20 protein-coding genes and 1 tRNA gene are annotated in these 20,986 nt (G+C 45.9%); 5 read left to right on the forward strand and 16 right to left on the reverse strand.

The window, feature by feature from the left end; all coding sequences use genetic code 11:
• Positions 1–320: 320 nt before the first annotated feature.
• A complete protein-coding gene (locus tag AACX68_RS08020; RefSeq protein WP_228858773.1) occupies positions 321–998 on the forward strand; it encodes an Ail/Lom family outer membrane beta-barrel protein in 678 nt (225 codons plus the stop codon).
• A gap of 197 nt (positions 999–1,195) precedes the next feature.
• Here the strand turns inward: AACX68_RS08020 and tsaD are convergent, their stop codons facing one another.
• Positions 1,196–2,227 (reverse strand): tRNA (adenosine(37)-N6)-threonylcarbamoyltransferase complex transferase subunit TsaD, encoded by a 1,032-nt coding sequence (tsaD, locus tag AACX68_RS08025; RefSeq protein WP_228858774.1) that lies wholly within the window; start codon positions 2,225–2,227, stop codon positions 1,196–1,198.
• A gap of 407 nt (positions 2,228–2,634) precedes the next feature.
• On the opposite strand from tsaD, the gene rpsU reads away from it, so the two are divergent.
• The 3 genes from rpsU (at position 2,635) to rpoD (ending at position 6,727) form a co-directional block, all read left to right on the forward strand.
• Entirely contained in the window at positions 2,635–2,850 is a 216-nt protein-coding gene (gene rpsU / locus AACX68_RS08030; protein ID WP_001144069.1) for a 30S ribosomal protein S21, read from the forward strand.
• 114 nt (positions 2,851–2,964) lie between these two features.
• A complete protein-coding gene (gene dnaG, locus AACX68_RS08035; RefSeq protein WP_228858775.1) occupies positions 2,965–4,713 on the forward strand; it encodes a DNA primase in 1,749 nt (582 codons plus the stop codon).
• A 166-nt stretch (positions 4,714–4,879) separates the two neighbouring features.
• Positions 4,880–6,727 (forward strand): RNA polymerase sigma factor RpoD, encoded by a 1,848-nt coding sequence (gene rpoD / locus AACX68_RS08040; RefSeq protein WP_099123224.1) that lies wholly within the window; start codon positions 4,880–4,882, stop codon positions 6,725–6,727.
• Between the two features lie 70 nt (positions 6,728–6,797).
• On the opposite strand, the gene AACX68_RS08045 is transcribed toward rpoD, so the two are convergent.
• Positions 6,798–7,580 (reverse strand): GNAT family N-acetyltransferase, encoded by a 783-nt coding sequence (locus AACX68_RS08045; RefSeq protein ID WP_228858776.1) that lies wholly within the window; start codon positions 7,578–7,580, stop codon positions 6,798–6,800.
• Positions 7,581–7,870: 290 nt separating this feature from the next.
• On the opposite strand from AACX68_RS08045, the gene AACX68_RS08050 reads away from it, so the two are divergent.
• A tRNA-Ile gene (locus AACX68_RS08050) sits at positions 7,871–7,946 on the forward strand.
• Between the two features lie 722 nt (positions 7,947–8,668).
• Here the strand turns inward: AACX68_RS08050 and dinQ are convergent.
• The 14 genes from dinQ to AACX68_RS08110 form a co-directional block, all read right to left on the reverse strand.
• The gene (gene dinQ, locus AACX68_RS20165) at positions 8,669–8,752 is read right to left on the reverse strand and encodes a damage-inducible type I toxin DinQ (protein WP_370630284.1); all 84 of its coding nucleotides are present in this window, start codon (positions 8,750–8,752) and stop codon (positions 8,669–8,671) included.
• A 487-nt stretch (positions 8,753–9,239) separates the two neighbouring features.
• Complete coding sequence (locus AACX68_RS08055) at positions 9,240–10,877, reverse strand: phage baseplate assembly protein V (RefSeq protein WP_228858777.1); 1,638 nt, start codon at positions 10,875–10,877, stop codon at positions 9,240–9,242.
• Complete coding sequence (locus AACX68_RS08060) at positions 10,874–11,413, reverse strand: baseplate complex protein (RefSeq protein WP_228858778.1); 540 nt, start codon at positions 11,411–11,413, stop codon at positions 10,874–10,876. The genes AACX68_RS08055 and AACX68_RS08060 overlap by 4 nt, the downstream gene beginning before the upstream one ends.
• Entirely contained in the window at positions 11,385–12,113 is a 729-nt protein-coding gene (locus AACX68_RS08065) for a hypothetical protein (RefSeq protein ID WP_228858779.1), read from the reverse strand. The genes AACX68_RS08060 and AACX68_RS08065 overlap by 29 nt, the downstream gene beginning before the upstream one ends.
• The gene (locus AACX68_RS08070; protein ID WP_228858780.1) at positions 12,113–12,565 is read right to left on the reverse strand and encodes a tail fiber assembly protein; all 453 of its coding nucleotides are present in this window, start codon (positions 12,563–12,565) and stop codon (positions 12,113–12,115) included. The genes AACX68_RS08065 and AACX68_RS08070 overlap by 1 nt, the downstream gene beginning before the upstream one ends.
• 2 nt (positions 12,566–12,567) lie before the next feature.
• Positions 12,568–14,382, reverse strand: a complete 1,815-nt coding sequence (locus AACX68_RS08075; protein WP_228858781.1) for a phage tail-collar fiber domain-containing protein — start codon at positions 14,380–14,382, stop codon at positions 12,568–12,570.
• A gap of 9 nt (positions 14,383–14,391) precedes the next feature.
• Positions 14,392–15,048, reverse strand: coding sequence for a phage tail protein (locus AACX68_RS08080; protein WP_228858782.1), 657 nt, complete (start codon positions 15,046–15,048; stop codon positions 14,392–14,394).
• Positions 15,041–16,225 (reverse strand): baseplate J/gp47 family protein, encoded by a 1,185-nt coding sequence (locus tag AACX68_RS08085; protein ID WP_228858783.1) that lies wholly within the window; start codon positions 16,223–16,225, stop codon positions 15,041–15,043. Before AACX68_RS08085 ends, AACX68_RS08080 begins: the two co-directional genes overlap by 8 nt.
• Positions 16,215–16,550 (reverse strand): DUF2590 family protein, encoded by a 336-nt coding sequence (locus tag AACX68_RS08090; RefSeq protein WP_228858784.1) that lies wholly within the window; start codon positions 16,548–16,550, stop codon positions 16,215–16,217. Before AACX68_RS08090 ends, AACX68_RS08085 begins: the two co-directional genes overlap by 11 nt.
• Positions 16,543–18,816 carry a phage tail tape measure protein gene (locus AACX68_RS08095; protein ID WP_228858785.1) on the reverse strand — a complete coding sequence of 758 codons (2,274 nt, stop codon included), beginning with the start codon at positions 18,814–18,816 and terminating at the stop codon, positions 16,543–16,545. The genes AACX68_RS08090 and AACX68_RS08095 overlap by 8 nt, the downstream gene beginning before the upstream one ends.
• Positions 18,813–18,953 (reverse strand): DUF6890 family protein, encoded by a 141-nt coding sequence (locus AACX68_RS20170; protein WP_426577977.1) that lies wholly within the window; start codon positions 18,951–18,953, stop codon positions 18,813–18,815. The genes AACX68_RS08095 and AACX68_RS20170 overlap by 4 nt, the downstream gene beginning before the upstream one ends.
• Before the next feature lie 50 nt (positions 18,954–19,003).
• The gene (locus tag AACX68_RS08100) at positions 19,004–19,273 is read right to left on the reverse strand and encodes a putative phage tail assembly chaperone (RefSeq protein WP_228858786.1); all 270 of its coding nucleotides are present in this window, start codon (positions 19,271–19,273) and stop codon (positions 19,004–19,006) included.
• Between the two features lie 123 nt (positions 19,274–19,396).
• Positions 19,397–19,852, reverse strand: a complete 456-nt coding sequence (locus tag AACX68_RS08105; RefSeq protein WP_099125687.1) for a DUF2597 family protein — start codon at positions 19,850–19,852, stop codon at positions 19,397–19,399.
• Positions 19,853–20,968 carry a DUF2586 domain-containing protein gene (locus AACX68_RS08110; protein ID WP_228858808.1) on the reverse strand — a complete coding sequence of 372 codons (1,116 nt, stop codon included), beginning with the start codon at positions 20,966–20,968 and terminating at the stop codon, positions 19,853–19,855.
• Positions 20,969–20,986: the final 18 nt, after the last annotated feature.

Consider the following 20,986-nt stretch of genomic DNA (forward strand, 5'->3'; position numbering starts at 1 on the left):
GAGTAATAAAGTGAATGGTTTTTGAAAAATGATATATACTTTTATTAATTTAAATAAATAACCAACATGTGTAATCATTTTAAATAAACATGATATAATTCAGAAATTATACATCTTTATTTTCACTGCACCTAAATCAAATTGAATAATATACAACGTAATTATCTGTAAAACATTCAAACAGCAAAAATCGATATGCTTTATACATTTCATGAATTAAATATAAGTTAATATTAATTATACAACCATGAGTTTTTACTTGTTTATTTTATAAATCATCTATACTTGACTCAGATAATAAACATTAAAGGTATATACTCATGGTAACAAAAAAAGCACTTATAATAACTCTGGCAATGCCCTTCTTTATATATGGTTCATTAGCCAAGGCTGATACTCAGACTTTCGGCATAGGATATTCAAATAGTCAAATATCAACGCCCGCTAATACCTATCTTGATGGGGTGAATATTCATTATCGTTATGAATGGGACTCGCCAGTCAGTATTATAGGTACTTTCACTCACATGAGGGGTAACACAAACCAAGTCGTAAAATATACAAACCCTACATCTGAAGCTCATCAAAACACACTATTTGAGCAACCCGTAGCGTTTAAGTCAAAATACTTTTCCCTAATGGTAGGCCCTGCCTATCGCATCAATGATTATCTGAGTATTTATAGCCTAATTGGTATTGCTCATGTAACAAATAGCGCACATAAAATCTCCGTAGATACTAATGATGGGTCTGTGGGTACTGGTGGAGCTAATCCAGCTGCTTCTGGTGGTTTTGATATTTTACCGACCTCTGATGAAACGCTGAAGACTAATGAGCTTGCTTATGGTGCAGGGATTGAAATTAATCCAGTGAAAAACTTTAGTGTTTATCTTGCCTATGAAGTTACTAGGTCAAAACATGCTCCCAGAGGATCGCGTAACGAGGGAGTAAACAACTTTATCAATGGATTTAATGTCGGTGTAGGGTATCGGTTTTAAGAAAAAATGAGTGCTAGTGCTTTAGCCTTTATTCACTTTTGTAGAAACAAAGCGCTATTCAGAGCTAAATATCATTTAATCCTGAATAGCGCCTTATTACTTTATGACTTAATAAGTACTTTCGTTCTGCTGGTCTCTATCTTGTTGAGTCAGATAATTTTTTAAAGACCGTTATCCCTTAAAGGTATTGGCTTATATTATAATGAAGGAAGCTCAGATAAAGGCCAGCGCGCTTTCACAGTAACGCCTAAATTGTTCTTTGTTCCACTTGCCAAACGGATCATTCCAGCAAATGCGATCATTGCCCCGTTATCAGTACAAAATTCAGGACGGGCGTAAAAAACTTCACCGTGCAATTTTTCCGCTATATTTTGCATTCTGATACGCAATGTCCGGTTTGCACTCACTCCTCCCGCCATAACCAGCCGTTTGAAGCCAGTCTGTTCCAATGCCCGTTTACATTTTATTACCAGAGTATCAACAACAGCCTCTTCAAATGCGTGAGCAATATCTGCTCTGGTCTGTTCATCCTGTTCAACATCACAGCCCGCGATATGATTGCGAATCGTATTCGCTGCAAATGTTTTCAAACCAGAAAAGCTGAAATCTAACCCCGGACGATCAGTCATTGGACGAGGGAAAACAAAACGCCCTGCTTTACCTTGCTGTGCTATACGAGAAAGAACAGGGCCTCCAGGGTAATCCAGACCCAGTAATTTTGCTGTCTTATCGAAAGCTTCACCAGCCGCATCATCAATCGACTCACCAAGCAGAGTATACTTGCCAATACCTGTCACGCTAATAAGCTGAGTATGACCACCGGAAACCAGTAAAGCGACAAAAGGAAATTCAGGTTTATTCTCTTCCAGCATGGGCGCTAATAAATGCCCTTCCATATGGTGAACAGGAATAGCGGGGACATCCCATGCAAAAGCCAGTGAACGACCAATAGTCGCTCCAACCATCAACGCTCCCACTAAACCGGGGCCTGCGGTGTAAGCAACAGCATCAATATCTTTACTTGTCAGACCCGCTTCTTTCAACGCCGCCTGAATAAGAGGAACTGTTTTACGGATATGATCACGGGATGCCAGCTCAGGCACAACTCCACCATAATCGGCATGTAGTTTTACCTGACTGTACAATTGATTGGCTAGCAGGCCGGATTTGTCATCATAAATTGCGATTCCAGTTTCATCGCAGGACGTTTCTATACCTAAAACTCGCATTGTACTTGTTATCTCGTCACGGTAGTTAAAGCAAAGGCCAGTGTATCACTATCTATTTATTACCACATCTGTTTACAACCAATATTCAGAAGACCCTATAGTTTTCGGCTATACATGTTTAACTCAATGACAGACAATAGATTCCATTTACATGCTGACTCTTTGCTCTGTTTAGTCTATAATCAGTCCCCTACTTGAATATCCAGTGTGGTTAAGTTAATAACGTCGGCTCAGATTGCTTGTTTTGCGTACAAAAAGGCAACCTATAACCCGCGACGTTGTGTGTTTCAATTTTCCACGGCCCTTTACAAAGCCGTGTTCATTGAAGTAAAATTCCGCACCATTTTAAAGACGGCTGGCACTATCACGCCAGCGACAAACCCGATTTCTATTGAGGTGAGAGGCACATGCCAGTAATTAAAGTACGTGAAAACGAGCCATTTGACGTAGCTCTGCGTCGCTTCAAGCGTTCTTGCGAAAAAGCAGGCGTATTAGCAGAAGTTCGTCGTCGTGAGTTCTATGAAAAACCAACGACTGAACGCAAACGCGCTAAAGCATCTGCGGTTAAGCGCCATGCTAAAAAGCTGGCTCGTGAAAACGCACGTCGCACTCGTTTGTACTAATCTTTGCGGCCTGCCCGCAAAGTGTTTGTTTTAACAAACTACTGCAGTTAAAGGCCGTGCTTTCTCTGAGAAAGCGCGGCTTATTCTCGTTCATCAACAGGCGTAAAAGGGCTTATGGCTGGACGAATTCCACGCGCATTTATCAATGACTTGTTAGCAAGAACCGATATCATTGATCTAATTGATGTCAGAGTGCCTCTCAAAAAGAAAGGTAAAAACCATCAGGCGTGTTGTCCTTTTCATAATGAGAAAACCCCTTCATTTACTGTTAATGGCGACAAACAGTTTTATCATTGCTTCGGTTGTGGAGCCCACGGTAACGCCATCGATTTCTTAATGAATTATGACAGGTTAGATTTTGTCGAATCCATTGAAGAACTGGCTACAATGCACGGGCTGGAAGTCCCTTACGAAGCAGGCTCAGGCGGCGGGCACATCGAACGTCACCAACGGCAAAATCTTTATCAGTTGATGGATAAGCTAAACAGTTTCTATCAACGTTCACTGACGACACCAAACGGACAGGCAGCCCGGCAATATCTGAACAGACGTGGGCTCAGTGAAGAAGTTATTCAGCGTTTTGCGATCGGCTTCGCCCCTGCGGGGTGGGATAATGTCCTGAAGCAGTTTGCCCATAATAGCGAAGACCGCAATCAGTTAAGCGACGCGGGGATGCTGGTCACGAATGATAACGGCCGCACTTATGACCGTTTCCGTGAACGTATTATGTTCCCTATTCGTGATCGCAGGAGCCGTGTCATTGCATTTGGTGGCAGAGTATTGGGGGATGCACTTCCCAAGTATCTGAACTCACCGGAAACGGAAATTTTCCATAAAGGCCGCCAGTTGTATGGTCTTTATGAGGCACAGCAAAGCCACAATACCCTTTCTCGGTTATTGGTGGTTGAAGGTTATATGGATGTCGTCGCACTGGCTCAGTTTGGCATTGATTATGCTGTAGCCTCGTTAGGGACATCTACGACAGCCGAACACGTTCAGCTACTTTTCCGGACAACCGATAGTGTAATCTGTTGTTACGATGGAGACCGTGCAGGCCGTACTGCCGCATGGAGGACGCTGGAAACAGCATTGCCTTATCTGAATGATGGCCGGCAATTACGTTTTATGTTCTTGCCTGATGGCGAAGATCCAGATTCACTAGTACGCAAAGAAGGGCGAGAAGTATTTGAACAGAGAATGGAAAAGGCACTGACTCTGTCTGAATTTCTGTTTGATTCACTATTGTTACAGGTTGATTTAAGTACTCCGGAAGGGGCAACTAAGCTTAATTCACTTGCGATGCCACTGATTAGCCAGATTCCGGGCGAAGCATTGCGGCTTTACCTGCTAAAGGAGCTTGGAAAACTGCTGGGCATACCTGATACTACACAATTGGAACGATCTCTGGCAAAACTTGTCAAAAAAGATACCAATACATATCAGGCGCTAAAACTGAAACCAACGACAATGCGCATACTCATCGCATTACTGGTGCAGAACCCGCATTTAGCGACATTAGTCCCTTCATTACAGGGAATGTTTTCTGCTCAGGTAGCGGGATTACCGCTATTTATGGAGCTTGTCGACACATGCCTTGCTCAGCCGGGGTTAACAACCGGTCAACTTTTGGAGCAATATCGCGATAATAAGTACGCAAAACAGCTTGAAAAACTCGCCGCATGGAACGATATACAAGTAGAAGAAATTGCTGAAAAAACGTTTAGTGATGCATTAAATCATCTTTTTGCATCAGCGTTGGAAGAACGTTTTAACTTTTTGGTAGCTAAAGAAAGAACTGAAGGTCTGACACCGGAAGAACGTAAAGAAGTCTGGCTGATTTCTGAATCCAGCGCTAAAAAATGAATCCAGAATTTACGGCTTAAGTGCCGAATGAGGTAGGGAGATAGCCCTACAATTGCCGCTATTGAGGGCAGTGGCAATACAACGAAATGCCCCCTGAATGTTATTGTTGGCATATTTGTTTCGCCGACTGACACCAACCAATACTCTGAAGTGTGGATACTGTCTTATGGAGCAAAACCCGCAGTCACAGCTGAAGCTACTTGTCACCCGAGGTAAGGAGCAAGGCTATCTGACCTATGCTGAGGTCAATGACCATCTGCCGGAAGATATCGTCGATTCTGATCAGATAGAAGATATCATCCAAATGATCAATGACATGGGCATCCAGGTAATGGAAGAGGCACCTGATGCCGATGACCTCATGTTGGCAGAAAACACGAACGACACCGATGAAGATGCGGCAGAAGCAGCTGCGCAAGTGTTATCCAGTGTCGAGTCAGAAATCGGTCGTACTACCGACCCGGTTCGCATGTACATGCGTGAAATGGGTACAGTTGAACTACTGACTCGTGAAGGTGAAATTGACATTGCGAAACGCATTGAAGATGGCATCAACCAAGTACAGTGCTCCGTTGCCGAATATCCTGAAGCTATTACCTATCTGCTAGAACAGTATGACCATGTTGAAGCAGGTGAAAGCCGCCTGTCTGATCTGATTACAGGATTTGTTGATCCTAACGCAGAAGAAGATCTTGCACCGACAGCTACTCACATTGGCTCTGAACTTCCTCAGGAAGAGCTTGACGATGACGATGATGAAGATGAAGACGGTGAAGATGATACTGACAGTGACGATGATAACAGCATCGATCCGGAGCTGGCTCGCCAAAAATTCATGGAATTGCGTGAGCAATATGAAGTTACCCGTCAGTCAATAAAAAGCCACGGTCGCAGCCATCCAAGCACTGCCGCTGAAATTTTGATGCTGTCCGAGGTATTCAAACAGTTCCGTCTGGTGCCAAAGCAGTTTGATTATCTGGTCAACAACATGCGTTCCATGATGGATCGTGTACGTCTTCAAGAGCGTCAAATCATGAAGATGTGTGTTGAGCAGTGCAAAATGCCGAAGAAAAACTTCATCACTCTGTTTTCCGGTAACGAAACAACTGAGACATGGTTCACGGCTGCAAAAGCAATGAACAAGCCTTGGTCTGATAAACTGCCGGAAGTTGAAGAAGAAATCATGCGCAGTCTGCAAAAACTGCGTCAGATTGAAGAAGAAACTGGCCTGACAATTGATCAAGTTAAAGATATCAACCGTCGCATGTCAATTGGTGAAGCAAAAGCCCGCCGTGCGAAGAAGGAAATGGTTGAAGCTAACTTACGTCTGGTTATTTCAATTGCCAAGAAATATACCAACCGTGGTCTGCAATTCCTTGATTTAATTCAGGAAGGTAATATCGGCCTGATGAAAGCGGTTGATAAATTCGAATATCGCCGTGGTTATAAGTTCTCAACTTATGCAACTTGGTGGATCCGTCAGGCGATTACCCGTTCTATCGCCGATCAGGCGCGCACTATCCGTATTCCTGTACATATGATTGAAACGATTAACAAACTTAATCGTATTTCTCGTCAGATGCTACAGGAAATGGGGCGTGAGCCATCACCGGAAGAGCTGGCAGAACGCATGCTGATGCCGGAAGACAAAATCCGCAAGGTGCTGAAAATCGCCAAAGAGCCAATTTCCATGGAAACGCCAGTTGGTGATGATGAAGATTCGCATCTGGGTGATTTCATTGAAGATACTACGCTGGAACTGCCGCTGGATTCTGCAACTTCAGAAAGCCTGCGTTCAGCAACCCACGATGTGCTGGCAGGATTAACGGCGCGTGAAGCGAAAGTCCTGCGTATGCGTTTTGGTATCGATATGAACACCGACCACACACTGGAAGAAGTTGGTAAACAGTTTGACGTAACCCGCGAGCGTATCCGTCAGATCGAGGCGAAAGCTCTGCGCAAACTGCGTCATCCAAGCCGTTCGGAAGTATTACGTAGCTTCCTTGATGACTAATCAAAATATTTACTGTTAAGTCTGAAAAGCGCCTGTTTCGACAGGCGCTTTTTTATTGCTCACGAGCTTTTTAGCTTTCACGAACAAAGGCCTGACATTCAAATAGCGACTTAAAACCAATGCGACGATACACACTATTTCCCTTACGGGAAGCTTCCAGATAGCAAGCTGTTGCGTTTTTTTTCCTAGCTTCACTCAGTACATAGTTAATCAATGCTGAAGCATATCCTCGCCCCATTTTTTCCCTTACTGTACTGATATCATCAAGACGGACAATATTATCAAGCCTTGATAGGGTTAAAGCACAAACTGGCTGTTCATCGACATAGAGGGCGTAATGTTGCAAGCATTTCCCGGCAATTAACGCAGCCTGATGGCATTTCATATACTGCCCGGAGATAGCATCACCAGTCTCAAATGCACTTTTAACCGGAAGAATCCAATCAGACAAACGATGATCAACACACCTGATTTCATACTCAGTGCAATACTCATTCTTCATCTGCCAGTTGATTAAATCAAGCTTCATAACCGTTGTGATACTATCAGGATCAAACACAAACCCGGCCTGTTCAATAACCGCTAAAACCTGATGACTGGGCTGTACAGCAACAATCAGAAAAGGTACATCAGATTGCTCGTTCATTAACTGAATCCCTGCTTTCAGCTCCTCTGCTATCTGATCATTTTCATCAACCACCTGTAAAAAATTTAATGAATCAGTTGCAACACCAGTTACATAGATACTGATACCAGGTCCAATATGCCGATATATTTGGCTGATTGATGAAAAAAAGTAATCTTCCAGTTTACGATGGGACAAAACCGAATTTGATAAGTTATATAGGCTCATATTGTTGAGTCACAAAAATATTTTTATAGGGAAATACCGATATGTTCTGAAATTACAGAAAACACAGAACATGACCGATAAAATTTCATGTTCAAACAATAATCAAAAGTCAGTAAATGACCAGAGAAATTAATCAAAAAGACTGTCGATATCACTAAAAAATAGTTGATGGCGCTTAAAAATAGTTTAAATCAGTTAAAAGATACTTATTTCTGTATATAAAACGCGCATATGAATTTTCGGGGCTAGACCTAATGCCACACAGTACCGTATAATCTCCCCACTTCACTGGCCCCTTAGCTCAGTGGTTAGAGCAGGCGACTCATAATCGCTTGGTCGCTGGTTCAAGTCCAGCAGGGGCCACCAAATTTAAGCTGTGAAATAAGCAAGATAGACCACTCAAACACGAGTGGTTTTTTTATGCGTATCAGTCGATGTCCCTTTTTTGTCCCCTGAGAAAAATTTAGTGTCCCTGCGCCACGTTCGCTGACATATAAAGCAAGATTATTTTTCAACCAAGCAAACCAAACCGGAAAAAATTTCTACCACGGAAAATATCTTTACCGATTCAATTGATTTCAGTTTCCTTATCAGCACAAAACCGCATGGCTACTCTATTCTAAAATGTTCGCTAGCTTGCCACCGTGATCTAACCTCCCACGTAAAATACAATTTTCTCTTTAATATCATTGTATTGAATTCTTCTCCGCGATCCATCTTTGATCCAAAAACTGAAATTTCCTGAAAATCTTTTCAATTCTTTCAGTTTGGGATTTCTTCCACACCGCCAGTTATGGTGCGCTCTGGCGATTCCCTTTGTAGGATTTTAAAACTGAAATAATTTTTTGATCCAAAACGTGCAGGCGGGTGCGGTGTAGTGCGTTTTACGTCAGGTTGACGTTTATTTCGTGGGAATTATGCGACATGGGAGCAGCATAGGAACGCAGATCCAAATGAACCCTAGCGAGGAGTAAATTGAGAAGTGAACGGCGCTGTATGCATCTGGTGGTGTTTTATTGAGAGTGCGCTAGAAATGTTAAAGGCCACCGGGTGGTTAACCCGATGGCCTTATCTACGTTTCCGTTATTCTATTTTAGAAATGTACGGATCAGCTCTAAAAGCGCAATTATCGCTTTGAGAACGATGATAGTGGTGTTAATAACCTCTTTCATCCGTTCGCTCCTATGAGCAGGAGCACGACTAAACCAGCCATTGCCTTTACGCTGCCTGTCCGGTTGGTTTCCGTCACGTCAGTTGTGGAATGCCGCGCTCTGACCGAGGCACTGAAGCAGTACCACCTGTTTCAGCCAGGGCTTTGATACATTCCGTAAAACCTACGAAACGCTGAATTCCTTTTCCATATCAGATGCTTTTTAGCGGCGGTCATTGCGCAAACTCAACTAACAATTATGAATTATAAATTCATTTTCAAATGATTCAATCAATTCAAGTGATAAGTAGATAAAACAAAAAAGCCAACTGGTGAGGTTGGCTTTTTTGTTTTATCCATACATGATGGAGTATGTTTGTGCTATTACTGAAGTTGGTAGCCTCAGTCACAGCGCGGCATTCCACAACTGACGTAACCAGTCTAATACCTATAGCATAAAATATCAACCTATGGTATGGCGTAGAGGATCTCACACAAATAAACGCTATTCACCCAATCACGGGCGAATACTTCTGTTTCAGTCCATCCGATTTATGAGCGGTGCCCCTGATGGCGCTGGCGTTCTGCGGGGTGCCTGTATTGTGATGGGTATGCGCAGCGGTCAGTTCCGCCAGTTCTTTCACCACATCCAGTGTCTCTAACATCAACGTCATGACGTTAATTTGTGGGCTACCTACCCAGACCACCGGTGCGACGATTTCCTGTTTAACGCCTGCGATGCTCTGTTTCAACAAGCCGATTTTCTCTATCAGTGTTTGGCCCACGTCGATACTGGCATTTTTTCCCACACTGGCAAGATAGTGACTGGATGTGGCCAGACTGTAATCCCCCTCAGCCACCTGCTGCACTGCACCCGCCAATAAGGTGGATGTGCCTAACACCAGCGTTTTATCTGTGGCCTGAATGGTGGTATCACGGGCCACCACGGTGCGGGTTTCGGTGTCGGCCTTAATTTCACGGTGCATGGACGATTCGTTAATGGTCTGGTCAGTCTGGCGTATCCAGCTCCCTTCCTGTGTCACGCGCTGCGAGACTTCCGCCCGCTGCTGCTGCAACTGCTCACCGGGCTTGATATCCGGCAGGGTATTGCCCTGACTTAAGGTCTGGCGGATAAAGGGCTTATCGGGTCGCCCGCCTTCAAACGCGATTTCAACCACGGTGCCAATAGGTGGATACTGAAACATCCCCGATTCACTGCCCGCCATCGGCAACGGCAGTGGAACGGCACGATAAACCGGGGCAGCCGCATCTTTGCCGTCAGCATCCAGTAATTGCACATCGACGGCATAACGCGGGCGGAACGGGTCAGATATATCACCGCTGATGGTGTTTTCGGTGTGGGCTTCAATCCGGGCCAGTTTGGGTAAGTGTAATCCGGCGGAGAGTTCAGGGTAAGCCGCATCAATCTGGCGCTGGGCGGGGGTTTTATTCTCCGTCTGGCCTTTCGGCTGCCATGTGATGCTCATGTTCTCATTCAACAGATTGACCTTGGTCAGCCGCTGCTGATTGACCACAAAACCGGGGCGCAGGGATTGGATCATCGGAATGGTCATGGCATTGCCTGCCGACTGGCTCTGGCTGAATTCATTCGGAATGTCGACAGGCTTTTGGGCAAACATCGAATGCGCCCAACTGCCCAGATACACCGAACCATCCGGCAGCTGGTGCCAGAGATAATCGTCAATAGCAAAAAGCTGCCCCAGACTGCCCAGTAGCTGGTAGCCGGTGCCGTTATGGGTATAGTGCGGGATGGGTTCATCCGTATAAGGGGCATCCGGTAGGGTGAACGTTAGGCCACTGTGTTCTTGCAACCAGTCGACTATCTGGCGTAACGTCGGGTGCTGAAACGAACATGGCCACGCTTTATCAAACACGCCGACCAGTTCACGCACAAACAGGCGCTGATAGCCGTTCTGGGCAGGCTGTGAGCGTTCCACATAGCCCGTAAACCAGCGCAGCACCAAATCTGGATAACCCACATCAAGGCGCACCAGTTTCCCGGTGTAATCGGTGGTGGTTTCGGCCGTGATAAAGCCCCGGCCACAGGATGACAGTTCCAGCATCAGATTGGCATCCACCACATGCACCTCATCGCCGGATAAGTAGAGTCGCTGGATGGGTTTCATTCGCTTGCGCCTCCGATGCCGTCATTAATCGGTTTTAAGACCTCGCGTTCAAACCAGCTTAATTTGTCGGGGTCTTCCCCGGCTTTCGCGCCGCCCTGTCCGGTCTGTTTTTTCGCCTGAATGGAACCGGTGGCACGGGAATCGCGTTTCTCCGCGACCGATAAATGCTCGCGCAAGGTAAACGTGACCTGCCAGGCCTGTTTACCGTCCACTTTGCTGGCATCAATCGTACCCGTAAACGTACCAATACGAAAATTAATAGCCTGTGCCGTCAAATTGGCAACCCGGTAGCGTTTCAGGTTGCCATTATCTTTGGCTTCCGCCAGCGCAAACAGGCGTGACAGGGTTTTCTGCTCGGTAAAGGGAATAATACCCGTAATACGCAGCTCTTTCGGCTTGATGCCCTGTTCAGCCACGGCGGTACTGGAAGACTGGCCGCTCTGGTCTTGATCCTGAAACATCACCGAGGGCGTGACGGTCAGGCTTTTTAACGGTATGGCCTCGCCATCAAGGGCGAAGGTGATAATTTGGCTCATGGTGTAGCATCCTTTCTAATGAGCGAAGATCGTTTCCGGCAAACAACACGGCCAGTGTGTACACGGCGTCCGGTTCGGGGATATTTTTACGTAATTTTTCTGCCACATGTGCACCGTTCCCTTTCCCGGCGAACGCCCAGACCGTGGCGGATTTTCCCGCCAGTCCGCTCATGGCCTCGGTGACGTGCTGCAGTGCAGATTGCCGGGCGGCGGTCAACGCCGTTAGCTGGGATTTCAATCCGGCAATACTGCTGCCCGTGCTGGCCTGTGCTTTGGCTTGAGCTATCAATTGTGCATTGACTGCCTGACGGCTGGTTGCGGTGGATAGCGGTTGCGGCAGCGGTAACCCGCCACCCAGCTTGCCCGGCAATTGCATTTTGGTTGTTGCCAGACTTTCCGCCGTCTTTGCCATCCGTGTGACCTGCGCAAAGGCAGGCAGCGGCAACACGGCTGAAAACTGCGTGAGGTGCTGCATAAATTCCGCGTGGGTTTTGGCGCAGACCATCAGTATCAGGCTGTTGATATGGCCTGCGCCCGTGAGTTTAGTCGCCAGTGTGTCAATGGCATTGGTCGGGCTTAAGTAACTGCCACTGTCGGTCTGTTGCCCGATACCGTAAATAAACGGATGAACGGGCACAATGGCAGCCGACAGCCCCGATAAGTCCGGGGACAGTTGCAGGGATTTACGCTGCCAGTGCATTATTCGGGTTGCTCCGGCCAGTGAATATCGGGGGCCGCTGAACAATCAATCCGATTGAGTAATACCCTGTAAAATCGCCACTGCGTCAGTGCGGCTTGCTCTTTCTCTGTCGCAATCCCCAAATCAAACGCGTCTTGACAGATACCAATACGCTCAGCCGCTTTCTTTAACAATCGCCGCTTTTCAAACTCGGCTTGTTTTTGTAATTCATCCGAGGTTGGAGACGGAATATCTTTCAATGTGGGTAATCCATCAACACCCGCCACAATTAATTTTCCGTTCTTCTGCCCAGTAAACATTTTCTGATATAACGCATCACTGATGGGTTTAAAATCATCAGGATAATTATCGAATTCATCGTAAGATTTGTAGACAAATCCATTTTTAGAGGCACTATAAAACCAGCCATTATCTGATTTTTTATTTTTTTTCATAACGCTATCATCAATCATAATTATCTCCCAATAGCCAGCCAGCTGATCGGAAAGCCGTTAATCACGCCATCTTCCCGTTTTGTGGCCGCGAAGAACTGCGAATTATTGATGGGATGACCAAACGCATTATCTATACGTTCCCCCTGTGAAGTTGAATTAGTGACTAATACAACAAAGCAGGCTTCAGAAAACATATGAGGGAAATTGAAGTTCCTGTTACTTTCTGGTTCAGTTCCCCACTGTATAATCAGTCCCGTAGACTCATCTTTAAACCAACCGTTTCCATTGAATACCCCAGAATTCTTTCGGGCAAACGTGGCGTTCAACCAATGACTGAGCCAGCCATTACCCCACGTAGAACCATAAATATCGCCCCACGGGGTCAGGGATGTCGTTCCGGCAGCAAATCCATCATCAGCACGTATCACTCCCTTTGCTGAGATGTTTTTTTGAACAGAAAGATTTCCCTGAGATGTAATATCGCCCTGACTCGAAATACTCCCTTGAGTAGCAATATCGCCATTGCGGGTATTGAAATAAATTGAGGTGACATCGTTTTTGTTATCACATGTCGTTTTAAAACCCACGCCAAACCATGAACGAATCTCAATATTATTCCCCTCGAAGCTGGCGGCATCTCGCGAGCCGGCTACTAGGCTACCGCTTCCTAACGCTACTGATGATGCAGTCAATTGCTTCACAGTTACATTGCCATTAATGCCGCCCCCCGTCCGCGTATCCAGTGAATGATGCGCCCTGTCCACCGTATCCCGCAGCCCAAGATTGTCAATAAACGCATTTTTATCAAAAATATCGGCCCCGTTCAGGTGCATCGCTAAACGGCGATTAGCATTATCATTCACGGCATTGAGTGCAGGATTAGTCGCATAATCGCCTTTTGGCTGCTTCTCGTTTAAACCGTCTTTTAATGCTTGTTTAGTAGCATAATCCTGCTTAACTCTGCTCAGCTCACCATTTAAGGACGCAATATGACGGTCATTCAATGACCCTTTATTCCGCAAATCAGTGACATTCCCATCACCATCAACCCACGCCACCGCAAACACATAGTGCGGATAGCCCGCCCCATCCAGATAGTTTTTCAGCTCATTTTCAGCAGTCATTTTCACTACCGTTTGCCATTGACTCACCAGATTGCCCTGATAGCTAAAATCCGCATACACACGGGTATTGCGCAGGCTATTAAGTGTCTGGTCAAATTCCAGCACGCCACGCAACCCACCAACATAGGCCAGCCCTTTTTTCACCAAATATTGTTCGCCCTGACGCACCACCGCAAAGCCATCATCGAAGAATGCGGCTTCACCGTAACTGTCGGTATTAATCAGGCGTTGCATTTCATCCATACCCGTCAAACGGGCAGTAAAATCAATCTGCCATGTTTCCGCTGTGGTGGTGATCGCGGTTTCTGTCGCAGCACCTTCAAACTCCAGCAAGAAAGAGCGGGTTAACACATTGCCCTGCAAGCCATTGGCGGTTTTGATTTTCTTCTGCGTAGGAGCATGGGTGATCATCCCAATGACACCGGAAGCCTTATTTATCAGGCCAATCCAGTTAAAATCAAAATTGCCCACTTCCGTACCCAGTGTGACGCTGTAAGCCACGGCGTTCTGACTGGCGAGTCCCGTTTTATTGACGGCCTGACGGTGGACGATTTGACTTTCCGCAGGCAATTTCTCATCGCGGCTGATAGCTTGAGCCGGATCTAACCCCGGCACATAGGCGAAGATAAATTCATCCAAAACAACCGGCTGGCTTGCGGCCACTTGCTGAGCCTTCCATTTTTCAAAGTCTGTCGTTATCACTGAAGACATACAATTTCCTTATAATGATGCACCGTAGGTCACGTTCGGTGCACTGCTTTCCTTGAGGCGGGCACTGTCACAGACGGCAACGCCTGCGATATGCCCTACTTTTATTAATAATGGCTGAGTCGGAATAGCCGCGGCATACGTGCAATAATCTGCCCCGATATTGCCCACCCGCATCAGCAACGGGTTTTTCGCGATCACTTCAAAGCGATAACGGCGGCAGGTGCGACCATACTGACGGATAATATTCATCAGCAAATCGGGATTGGCCGCTATCTGCCCGTCACTGAGGCGCAGAATAATCACATCCCAGTCAATGTCCGGCTGGCGCTCCAGCAATTCCACATAACCCACGCCGAGGCGTTCAAAGATGGCAATAAACCCGGCGATGCTGCCCGCATCTTTTGCATTGATAAACGCATACTTCACGCGCTTTCGGAACAGCGGCAACGGTTCACCGTTAAAACGCTGGATATCCCGCTGATAGGCCAGCACCGATAACAGCGACTCAGTACAGGTTTCCGCGTCCAGTTGGGCCAGTGGCCATGTCAGCCAGCCGTAAACCTGTGACCAGAATACCCGCGCTGCGCCCAGTAATTTGGCAGGTTCGCCCTTATCCATCCATGAGGGCAGGGCCAGCCGCTTAAGGCGTTCCGTAAACTCAGACATTTTTCACCTCCACGGAGAGTGTTTTCAGCCGGGGCACACTTAACTCACTGAGAATATCCCCCAGTGAAAACGTCAGGGATTCAATCTCACTGAATTCACGGTGGATTTCCCGCCCTAAGTTGGAAAAAGAAAAACGCGAGTAGGGCCATGTTTTTTTCACCGGATACTGGCTGTTTTCCCGAAAGGCACAGCGGATCAGGTTCTCGACATCCCGTTTCAGGGTGGCTATCTGTTCGTTGCTGTAGTTCGCCAGACTGACCACAAACAGCGTGACCGCTAAATCATGCTGGGTTTCCGGCATGGGCAGGCACTGCATATCATCACCATGCCCGTGATGGCCCTGATTGGTGATGTAATCGTTCACCGCCTCAATAAACGGCTGACTGGTGACGCCCGAATCCAGCAACAGATACGCATTGGCGGTGCCTGCCCCACGGGGCGCATCATGCAGAAAGAAGATGCGATCAATACTTAACCCCGCTACCGCGGCAATCATGCCTCGGTAAACGGCATCGGTATGATAGTTACCGACGAGGTTATATTGGTTGCGGCAACGGTCGCGCAAATCGTCATCGGATTCGGCATCCGCGCCGGGGGTTAACAGCCAGCCCTCTTCATTTTGTACCCGTGCAATGCCGGACACGGTCACAGGCAGAATGCGAAAATAACCGGGGGCCAGATTGAATGCCCCGCCTGCTACTTCGGCTGTGACAGGCAGTAAAGCACTGCTGACCCCTTCAGCAATCGCCACACTTTCCGTGGTGCTGACCCGGTAAATTTCACCGTTAAGGCGCTCAGTCTGGATAACCGTTCCGGCGGGCACGGTCACGGCAGAGGCCCCTGCTGCTTTATAAAAACGAATAACACCTTGTGCAGCCGAAGCAGGTTTGCGTTTCAGGTTCACGCCCCAGGCGAACATATCCAGCCATGAACCGGATGCGCTCGCCAGATACATATTTTTCAGCGTGACATTGATTAAGGCGTCTTTCAGCCACAGCACCGGGCGCGTGACAATCGTGTTAATCAGCCGCCAGAACGGGGACATACGCGAGGTGTTAGTGACCAGCCCGGCTTCATCCACCACACTGGCAAAGGTTTTGCTGATGTCGGCTTCCGTGGTCGGCATCCCGCTGTCACGCAGCACCTTTTCATAATCAATGGTTGGTTTAGTTTCCATGTCCCACACTCACATTAATACGGCCAAAATCGTAGGTTTCTGCTGTTATCCATAATTTGGTCGGTGATTCTTCATTAATGCTGACGGTGCCCGGAATAATCCGTTCATCATTCTCAATCAGAATAACTATCTGAGTATGAATATCCGCTCGCAATGTCGGGCTGCGTTCAGCAATTAATTGGGTTGCCAAGCCACTTTCAATAATTGCGTGAATACAGTCCTGCCCAATGGAAACTCGGTTATTACAAAAATACGGTTCGTTTCCTGAATTAAGTGTAAAATCTCGCTCATTAATTAATAAATCGATATATTTAGGCTCATCCATATACCACTTGTTCCCATTCCGTAAATTGATCTGGTGTCATGCTGTTGGCGACATTAAATGTCACACTCTCAATACGGCGGCTATTATCATTAACAGTCTGTGAATTATTCGCGACTTCACTCATCAGGCCATTTCTATTGATGCCTAGTTTTTTCCCGCCTGTTAATACAGTTTGCGAATCATTACCTATATTAGGCATTACTGTTGTTGACTCAGTTACACTCTTTTCAATAGGAATAGTTTCAATATTCACGAAAGGAATATGGTTAAGCGTATTGATAACCGAGTTTATCTCCTCACCAAAAGTTTCACTTAACCAATCAAAAAACCCGCTAAAAATATTTTTTATACCATCGATCATATCTAAGAAGGCTTTTACAAAGGTAAACTCTTTAAAAAGATCTCCCAGACTATTCCAATCACCAGTAATTAACTTACACACGAAACTAAATAATTCAGCTAAACCACCAATGGCATAACTTATTAAATTAATAGGCAACATGATCAAACCAATAGCACCGGCAACAACTCGACCAAAAGCACTTCCTGCCTCTGTTACATTTTTAAGCTCTTCATCGGTATATTGAATCGGTGCTAATAATTTAGCAAACCAGCCAAATAGCCCTTTAATTCCATTCCAGAGCAAACTAATCAATCCACCAAAAACACTAAATAAAACCTTCACCGCATTCCAGACAGAACCAATTGCCCTACCAATTGCACCAAATAAAAATGATAAAGGTGAGAGTGAATCACTGGCTTCGCTAAATCCCTGTATAAAACCACTAATAAATGCCTTGATCGGCTGCCAAAACTTAATAACAGCAAACACCAATCCAGCGATAACCGCAATAAGCAATAGTATCGGCCAGCTCATAAAGCTAAATGCCAGTCCGGTCAAAATAGCTGCGCCACGAATAACCAGTAATGTGCCCTGTAATACTCTCAGCGCGATATTCCATGCAAAGATAGATGCTCTATAAAGCCATACTGCCACTGTTCCCAGTTGCATTAGCAAAGTAAAACCCGCCATGACACCTCGCAGGCCAATCAGAATAAGCTTGGATACTCCCATTACTATGTTGGCCATCGCCCCAATAGCAGCAAAGTTCATAATGGCAAGCGTTATATAGCCAACCCAGCGTGCAATATTGGGAAACAGTTGCATCCAACGAACCAGTACCTGACTGGTATCAGCGAGCCAATTAACTAGCGGTTTGATAACAGGTAACAATGCAGAACCAATCAGGATATGCAGATTCTGCCAGATTTGCTGTAACCGCTCCCACGGGTCAGCCATCTGTGCTGCCATTTCGCGGGTACGATCCATACCATCATTTGCACCCAGTGCCGCCATATTTTTGTTTAGCGCATCGACATCATTGAAAAGTGCTTTGACTACCACCGCAGAGTCACCAAATGCGGCTTCAATTTCGGCTTGCGCTTTCAGATTACCTTCAATACTGCTGCCATATTTAGCCTGTAACTGTGCCAGTATCTCCGGCATGGAAAGCATCTGACCGGATGCGTTAACAAAACTTAATCCCAGACTTTTTCCACCATCCGTGGCAACCGATAAAAATGCCTCATAAGCACGGCTGGCATCGCCTCCCAATGTTTCCTGTAATTGTCCCAACACAGCCAATTGCTCATCAATCCCTACGCCGAAGTTTGTTCCGGCTTTGCGGGCATCTTCCAACAATTTCGTCATTTCCGGCATACTGGTGCCGAAAGTTTGCGCCATAAAAACCGCTTTACCCGACAGCTCTTCAGCAAACTGAAGATTGCCTACCGATTGAGCATGGTCAGAAAAAAGCGCAAACATTTTCCCCATATAATTCGCTGCATCGGTTGAACTGGCTTTCAGGGCAACAGCAGTGGTGTTAGCAATTTTGGTCATCTGGGGCAATTCCGTTTGCTCCAGCCCCTGCACTGCCTTGTTAATTTCTGCCGCCGAATTCACAAAATCGATGGCTGATTTACCATACTGAGAACTAAAGGTGACAGAATCGTTGGCAATTTTCGCCATAACGCTGCTATCGATTCCCTGTAATGAAGCTGTTTTTAGCGCCTCATCCATTTGTATAGCAGGTTCAAGGAAGCTATGAGTTGACCAAAAAGAGTCAGCTATTGTCTGCCCACCTGCGGAAATCTTCCCAAATGCTTTTTGTGATTCTTCAGCAACGCCAGAGATAGTATTTTTTAAATTATCAAGTGGCTCTGTAATCCTATTGATGAGACTTAATATAAAATCGAGCTGACTCATGGCTCACCTTTTAGTGCCAATGCAATTCCATTTGCAGTTGCAATTCGTGTATATTCCCAATATCGATTATCTAACCAAATTGCACGGGCTAAACTTTCCGTATTATCATTTTCATTTGGTAAGTAATGACGACGCAAAGTTAAGGCCTGTTCAAATAAGCTATTATCAATAGCCTTAACTCGCGCATTTAGTTTTTTATTTCGATTTCCAGTTTTGGTGCATATTCAGAGTTTACTTTTTCCACCAGCTGCATTGCTGCGCCCGGAATTTGCAAAAATTCATCAAGTACAGATTTAAAAGCAGGCTGAACAATACGACGCAAATAAGTGACAATAGGTACAATTTTATTGTCCATTGTCATATCATTAATCATGTGATTATAAGCCACAATATTTGGCTCAAATTTAATTTCACTTCCACCAACCATCAAAGTAATGATTTTATTTTCCTTACTCATTTTTTAATTCCTTATTTATTTTATCGATTCATAAAATTATTAAAAAAACATCGTCGCTGATGTAATGAGTCTTCTTATTACATTAATGTAATAAAAATTCCCCATGTCCTTCCGTGAATTTTTTTAACCGATCAGATTACGGGTTAGCTCTGCTTCCAGATATGGAATACCATTAATACGTACAAAGTCCGGTGAAGTGACAACAAATTTAATTTTATGTGTCATTACGCTGCCGCCTTTGGGGTCAACGTCCAGAATATCGCTCACAATCAGTTTGCAACCGTAAGCTTCAACCTTCATTTCCTCATGGCCCGCTTTGGCATACCACATCAGGTCAACAGGCTGAATTCCCCGCCATGAACCGGCAGCACGCGCTTTGGCAGTCACGATATCCAAATACTTAGTACTGAGTTCAATCTCACCCTCAGCCGTGACATCACCCGAAATATAACCATCCGGTACGCCCTGAGTCTGAGCTGCTGCAGTATTGTCAGTGATAGACAGGTTGACCTTTTCCGCATGAACCAGATCACCATCCATATTAAAATCGACCGACTGGCCGGAAATACGCTGGCTCATTTAGTTTCCTCCCAAATCCAGCAACAAACTCGCCGAGATCCCTTTCGGACATTCATAAGTGCGAATAGTGATATAAATTTCAACCGTGTTTCTATTGCGCCATGTGATAACAATGTCACCATCCTGAGGTGATTTAACTTCACCCGGGAATGTCACACCGTTAATTTCCGTACTACGGGACATTTCACGTAAAGTACGGGCGAAATACGCCTGATGTGTCGCGATGCTGCCCGGTGTACTGTTCAGGCTGCGATCAGCAATTTTAGCGATAGCCTGCAAACGTACACGACGCGCAACTTTATCCACAACCCGCAGATTTTCGATGCTCTGATAGTCACCGCCTTCCACATCCAATGTGCGGCCATCTGACCAATACATGCCATCGTAATCGGGATACCACATCGGCACACTGAAACGCAGCTTTTCCAATGCTTGTAGTGTTGCCAAATCAATCGGTTTTCCTGTTCCATCAAGCGGAAAATCGGTTGTTCCCAAATCCATCAATGGCCCTGTCTGAACTCGTGCCGGGCTGTCTGCCACAGTAACAGCGCGGTTACACAAACGGCCAGCCAATACTCCCGCTTCATTTCCCCACAAAGACGGTACTAATTGGATTGATGATACAGCTTCCCCCTTTTGCAGTTCCGCCAGACGCGCAACATAATCCGGCCAGACTTCTTTCGACTGTGTTCCCTCAACAGCCAGAATAGCCCACTGCCAGCGACCAAACTTAGCGATGGTGTTTGCACGCAACGTTTGAGCCGCCTTGATAATGGCTTTGTTCGCCCCGATTGTCAGTACATATCCTTCTATACTGGCAACACGTTGTGATGCTGTCACGGCTTCAACAAAAGCCAGCTCATCTGCCGATTCCGGCAAAATATGAACGTATCCGGACCAGTTTTGCCCTGCGTTTGCCATCGCTGCCAGTACATTACGTTTCAGGGCAGAATCTGCCATACCCAATACGGAATCAAAATCCGTTTGAGTGTTTACTGCGATAGTTTTGCCTGTGTTAGTTTTTCCCGTACCAACAAAGAGCAATACTCGTTCGATTTCCTTGGTTTCGCCCTGCAATTGGTTAACCTGGTTAACCTGCACATGTGGCCACATAATTTATTCCTTTATTTATGT

Source organism: Xenorhabdus sp. PB61.4 (assembly GCF_963894935.1).
Lineage (GTDB): Bacteria > Pseudomonadota > Gammaproteobacteria > Enterobacterales > Enterobacteriaceae > Xenorhabdus > Xenorhabdus stockiae.

Excerpts from the sequence above, each read along its gene's own strand:
- AACX68_RS08020 (WP_228858773.1), top strand. The coding sequence starts at position 321 with ATGGTAACAAAAAAAGCACTTATAATAACTCTGGCAATGCCCTTCTTT.
- tsaD (WP_228858774.1), bottom strand. The coding sequence starts at position 2,227 with ATGCGAGTTTTAGGTATAGAAACGTCCTGCGATGAAACTGGAATCGCA.
- rpsU (WP_001144069.1), top strand. The coding sequence starts at position 2,635 with ATGCCAGTAATTAAAGTACGTGAAAACGAGCCATTTGACGTAGCTCTG.
- dnaG (WP_228858775.1), top strand. The coding sequence starts at position 2,965 with ATGGCTGGACGAATTCCACGCGCATTTATCAATGACTTGTTAGCAAGA.
- rpoD (WP_099123224.1), top strand. The coding sequence starts at position 4,880 with ATGGAGCAAAACCCGCAGTCACAGCTGAAGCTACTTGTCACCCGAGGT.
- AACX68_RS08045 (WP_228858776.1), bottom strand. The coding sequence starts at position 7,580 with ATGAGCCTATATAACTTATCAAATTCGGTTTTGTCCCATCGTAAACTG.
- dinQ (WP_370630284.1), bottom strand. The coding sequence starts at position 8,752 with ATGAAAGAGGTTATTAACACCACTATCATCGTTCTCAAAGCGATAATT.
- AACX68_RS08055 (WP_228858777.1), bottom strand. The coding sequence starts at position 10,877 with ATGAAACCCATCCAGCGACTCTACTTATCCGGCGATGAGGTGCATGTG.
- AACX68_RS08060 (WP_228858778.1), bottom strand. The coding sequence starts at position 11,413 with ATGAGCCAAATTATCACCTTCGCCCTTGATGGCGAGGCCATACCGTTA.
- AACX68_RS08065 (WP_228858779.1), bottom strand. The coding sequence starts at position 12,113 with ATGCACTGGCAGCGTAAATCCCTGCAACTGTCCCCGGACTTATCGGGG.
- AACX68_RS08070 (WP_228858780.1), bottom strand. The coding sequence starts at position 12,565 with ATGATTGATGATAGCGTTATGAAAAAAAATAAAAAATCAGATAATGGC.
- AACX68_RS08075 (WP_228858781.1), bottom strand. The coding sequence starts at position 14,382 with ATGTCTTCAGTGATAACGACAGACTTTGAAAAATGGAAGGCTCAGCAA.
- AACX68_RS08080 (WP_228858782.1), bottom strand. The coding sequence starts at position 15,048 with ATGTCTGAGTTTACGGAACGCCTTAAGCGGCTGGCCCTGCCCTCATGG.
- AACX68_RS08085 (WP_228858783.1), bottom strand. The coding sequence starts at position 16,225 with ATGGAAACTAAACCAACCATTGATTATGAAAAGGTGCTGCGTGACAGC.
- AACX68_RS08090 (WP_228858784.1), bottom strand. The coding sequence starts at position 16,550 with ATGGATGAGCCTAAATATATCGATTTATTAATTAATGAGCGAGATTTT.
- AACX68_RS08095 (WP_228858785.1), bottom strand. The coding sequence starts at position 18,816 with ATGAGTCAGCTCGATTTTATATTAAGTCTCATCAATAGGATTACAGAG.
- AACX68_RS08100 (WP_228858786.1), bottom strand. The coding sequence starts at position 19,273 with ATGAGTAAGGAAAATAAAATCATTACTTTGATGGTTGGTGGAAGTGAA.
- AACX68_RS08105 (WP_099125687.1), bottom strand. The coding sequence starts at position 19,852 with ATGAGCCAGCGTATTTCCGGCCAGTCGGTCGATTTTAATATGGATGGT.